8 protein-coding genes are annotated in these 2991 nt (G+C 57.2%); 3 read left to right on the plus strand and 5 right to left on the minus strand.

The window, feature by feature from the left end; all coding sequences use genetic code 11:
- The coding region (locus tag ACXWUF_RS21360; protein WP_458503395.1) for a type II toxin-antitoxin system MqsA family antitoxin at window positions 1-301 on the plus strand (301 nt) is incomplete at its 5' end.
- A 151-nt stretch (window positions 302-452) separates the two neighbouring features.
- Here the strand turns inward: ACXWUF_RS21360 and ACXWUF_RS21365 are convergent.
- Window positions 453-761: a helix-turn-helix domain-containing protein gene (locus ACXWUF_RS21365; protein ID WP_458499222.1), complete on the minus strand. Its 309-nt coding sequence runs from the start codon at window positions 759-761 to the stop codon at window positions 453-455.
- A 2-nt stretch (window positions 762-763) separates the two neighbouring features.
- Window positions 764-1060, minus strand: a complete 297-nt coding sequence (locus ACXWUF_RS21370; protein WP_458499223.1) for a transcriptional regulator — start codon at window positions 1058-1060, stop codon at window positions 764-766.
- A gap of 221 nt (window positions 1061-1281) precedes the next feature.
- Here ACXWUF_RS21370 and ACXWUF_RS21375 point away from each other — a divergent pair, with 221 nt between their 5' ends.
- Window positions 1282-1539 (plus strand): type II toxin-antitoxin system Phd/YefM family antitoxin, encoded by a 258-nt coding sequence (locus ACXWUF_RS21375; protein WP_458499224.1) that lies wholly within the window; start codon window positions 1282-1284, stop codon window positions 1537-1539.
- A 5-nt stretch (window positions 1540-1544) separates the two neighbouring features.
- The gene (locus tag ACXWUF_RS21380) at window positions 1545-1958 is read left to right on the plus strand and encodes a PIN domain-containing protein (protein WP_458499225.1); all 414 of its coding nucleotides are present in this window, start codon (window positions 1545-1547) and stop codon (window positions 1956-1958) included.
- A 155-nt stretch (window positions 1959-2113) separates the two neighbouring features.
- Here ACXWUF_RS21380 and ACXWUF_RS21385 read toward each other — a convergent pair whose 3' ends face one another.
- The 3 genes from ACXWUF_RS21385 to ACXWUF_RS21395 form a co-directional block, all read right to left on the minus strand.
- Entirely contained in the window at window positions 2114-2464 is a 351-nt protein-coding gene (locus tag ACXWUF_RS21385) for a DUF5615 family PIN-like protein (RefSeq protein ID WP_458499226.1), read from the minus strand.
- Window positions 2465-2713, minus strand: coding sequence for a DUF433 domain-containing protein (locus ACXWUF_RS21390; protein ID WP_458499227.1), 249 nt, complete (start codon window positions 2711-2713; stop codon window positions 2465-2467).
- Between the two features lie 69 nt (window positions 2714-2782).
- Window positions 2783-2991, minus strand: a 209-nt coding sequence (locus ACXWUF_RS21395; protein WP_458503396.1) for a hypothetical protein, incomplete at its 5' end; no start/stop codon positions are given.

Here is a 2991-nt window from a genome sequence, read left to right on the forward strand (position 1 = left end):
CATGTATTCCCATGCCCGACATTACCAGGTTTGCGTCGGGCATGAGTACATGCCCGACCTACGCTATTTTCGTGCGGGAGCAGCACGCCAAGGATATGGGGCAGGATTTGGCCCGCATTCGCCGCCGGTTGGGCATGAGACCCAAGCGGAGGCCGCCAAGTTGGCGGGGGGCGGCAAGAATGCGTTTTCCCGGTATGAGCATGGGCAGGCCAAGCCGGTGGCGGCGGTGGTGAATCTGTTCCGGCTGTTGGATCGGCATCCCGAGTTGTTGGATGAGTTGCGGCGGGGCAATGCGGCTTGAGTGAATCGGCGGGGGTGGGGCGATGGGCCTTCGGGGAGGGAGGGAGGGCGGGCGTAAAGGGATGGGGCGTGTGGGCTGGGTCGGGGCACGAAACCCAGCCGATCCGGCGATTCAATAAGCTGGGTTTCGTGCCTCAAGCCAGCCTACTGCCCTATGCTGCCTCAAGTTCGCCGACCAAATCCGGGTGATTTCCGATGAGCTTCAAAAGACACAACACGCCGCCCGGTGGCGCGAATCGGCCTTGCTCCCAATCGCGCAGCGTTGCCACCGGGGTTTTGATGAGTTCGGCGAAGGCTTGTTGCGATAGGCCGGTTTTGGCGCGGACGGTGCGGACCAGGATTTGTTCCGGCGTAGTCACTCGCCCCACGTCGGCCTGCATTTCCGCCAAGCCTTGCCGGAGGTCGTCCAGGGCCATGCCCGCATCTGCTTCGATGGCCTGGGCTATTTTTTCGATATCCATGGTTATCTCGCTTTTTTGATGTCGCTGGCTTGGATGTTGGCCTGATCCGCCTTTTGGTAGAGCGTAATCAGGACCACTGTGCCTTGCTCAGTGAGGTTGAAGTAAACCACGCGGACGCCGCCGCGCTTGCCTTTGCCGCCCGCCGACCAGCGCACTTTACGCGCCCCCTCCGCGCCGGGAATCACGTCGCCTGCCATGGGATGTTCGGCTATCCAGGTGATGAATTCCATGCGCTCTTCTTCGGACCAGATTTTCTCGGCCTGTTTCTGAAAGGTTGGGGTTTCGATGACGGTTCGCATAGTTTTGATTATGCGGGAATCCCGTAGTGCGTCAAGCCATGGCGCTTGGGCGTTCGGGACGGGCGGCGGAACCCGGCGGGGCGGGAGGGCGTGAAGGGATGGGGCGTGTGGCTGGGTCGGGGTACGAAACCCAGCCGATCCGGCGATTCAACACGCTGGGTTTGCGCGGCCTGCCAGCAATCATTAGACTAGAATCCTGACTAGTTTTATAAGGTGTCGTTATGCAAGCTTGGCCTGTTCAAGACGCGAAAGCGCGGTTTAGTGAGTTCCTTGAAGCGTGCGTGACCGAGGGTCCGCAAATGGTGACGAAGCGGGGTGCCGAGACCGCCGTGCTGGTGCCGGTTGAGGTTTGGCGGCGAATGCAGGCGGCGGCTAAACCTTCGTTGAAGGAATTGTTGCTGTCGGATATGGACAGGGCTGATTTTGATTTGCCGCCGCGTGGGCAAGCGAACCGTCGGGCTATTGAGGAATTGGAATAAAGGTTATGTATCTGCTGGATACCAATATTATTTCGGAGCTTCGCCGGAAAAAGCCTCACGGGGCGGTGGTGGCTTGGGTGGAATCCATCGACGACGAGGATTTATATCTTTCGGCGGTGACGTTGGGGGAGATTCAGGCTGGGGTTGAATTGACCCGAGAGCAGGATTTGGGTAAGGCCAAAGAAATCGAGGGTTGGCTGAACCGGGTGGCCGATACGTATAACGTCTTGCCAATGGATGGGGCGGTATTCCGGGAATGGGCAAGGCTGATGCACAGGAAGTCGAATACCCTTTATGAGGACGCGATGATTGCCGCGACGGCCAAGGTTAATAAGCTCATCGTGGCAACTCGGAATATTGATGATTTTCGGAATTTCGATGTCAGGACGATGAATCCGTTTGATTGGAAGCCGGCGTGAAAACCGCGAGATATTCAGTTTCGGGGTGGGCGGCGGAACCCGGCGGGGCGGGAGGGCGTGAAGGGTTGGGGCGTGTGGGCTGGGTCGGGGTGCAAAACCCAGCCGATTCGGCGATTCAATACGCTGGGTTTGGTGCCTCAAGCCAGCTTACAGTTCTATGACTTTGCGAAGCGGACGGTTTTTTCGGTAACGACCACGAACTGATCCACAAGCTTGGCCGAATACCCATCCAGCAATTTTTCTAATACTTCGATCTTATTGCTGGCTCTATTATCGGCGAGCCGCAGAAATATAATGCCATGATGGGGATGTTGGCCGCGAAACACCTTTTCACCGAAGTCCTTATCGTTGGTGATTAATATCCAATTTTCATTGCACGCCTTTTGGATAATCGAATCATCATCGCTGCCCCGTGCTTCCTCAAAAACCGAGAAAACCGCGTGTCCTTGCTCTCGCAACCATTGGGCCACTCGCGGCCCGGTGCATTCATCCACTAGAAAACGCATTCAGGCGGCTTCCGATACCAGCGGCATAAACTCAGTTTCGCTCAGTGATTTGGTGGCGAAAAGGAAGCAGGCCCGAATATCTTCGGCGGTGAGTCCTTCGTATTCTTCGAGGATTTCATCGGTGGTTGTGCCTTGGGCCAATAACCCCAGGATATATTCCACCGTGAGCCGAGTGCCCTTAATCACTGGCTTTCCGCCCATGACTTTGGGGTCGAGGGTAATACGGCTAAGCAGTTCGTTTTCGCTCATTTCAAAATCTCCAAGGGCTTTGCTTAAAAAGCTAGATTGCCATGCGGCGGGATGTGTCGTGGCTGGATGTTAGGCCGGGTAAAGGCTTTCGACAACTGGGGATTGCTGATGTGCCGTCCCTGTTTTGCTAAGCGGCTCGGATTCCGCCGCGATGCAGTTGGGCGGCGGAACCCGGCGGGGTGGGAGGGTGATCGTTTGTGGATAGCGGGAGGGCGTGAAGGGTTGGGGCGGGTGGGCTGGGTCGGGGTGCGAAACCCAGCCGATCCGGCGATTCAATA

This window comes from Methylomagnum sp. (assembly GCF_054333355.1).

Bases quoted from the DNA above. Each gene is read 5' to 3' on its own strand.
- ACXWUF_RS21375 (WP_458499224.1), top strand. From the start codon at position 1,282: ATGCAAGCTTGGCCTGTTCAAGACGCGAAAGCGCGGTTTAGTGAGTTC.
- ACXWUF_RS21370 (WP_458499223.1), bottom strand. From the start codon at position 1,060: ATGCGAACCGTCATCGAAACCCCAACCTTTCAGAAACAGGCCGAGAAA.
- ACXWUF_RS21390 (WP_458499227.1), bottom strand. From the start codon at position 2,713: ATGAGCGAAAACGAACTGCTTAGCCGTATTACCCTCGACCCCAAAGTC.
- ACXWUF_RS21385 (WP_458499226.1), bottom strand. From the start codon at position 2,464: ATGCGTTTTCTAGTGGATGAATGCACCGGGCCGCGAGTGGCCCAATGG.
- ACXWUF_RS21365 (WP_458499222.1), bottom strand. From the start codon at position 761: ATGGATATCGAAAAAATAGCCCAGGCCATCGAAGCAGATGCGGGCATG.
- ACXWUF_RS21380 (WP_458499225.1), top strand. From the start codon at position 1,545: ATGTATCTGCTGGATACCAATATTATTTCGGAGCTTCGCCGGAAAAAG.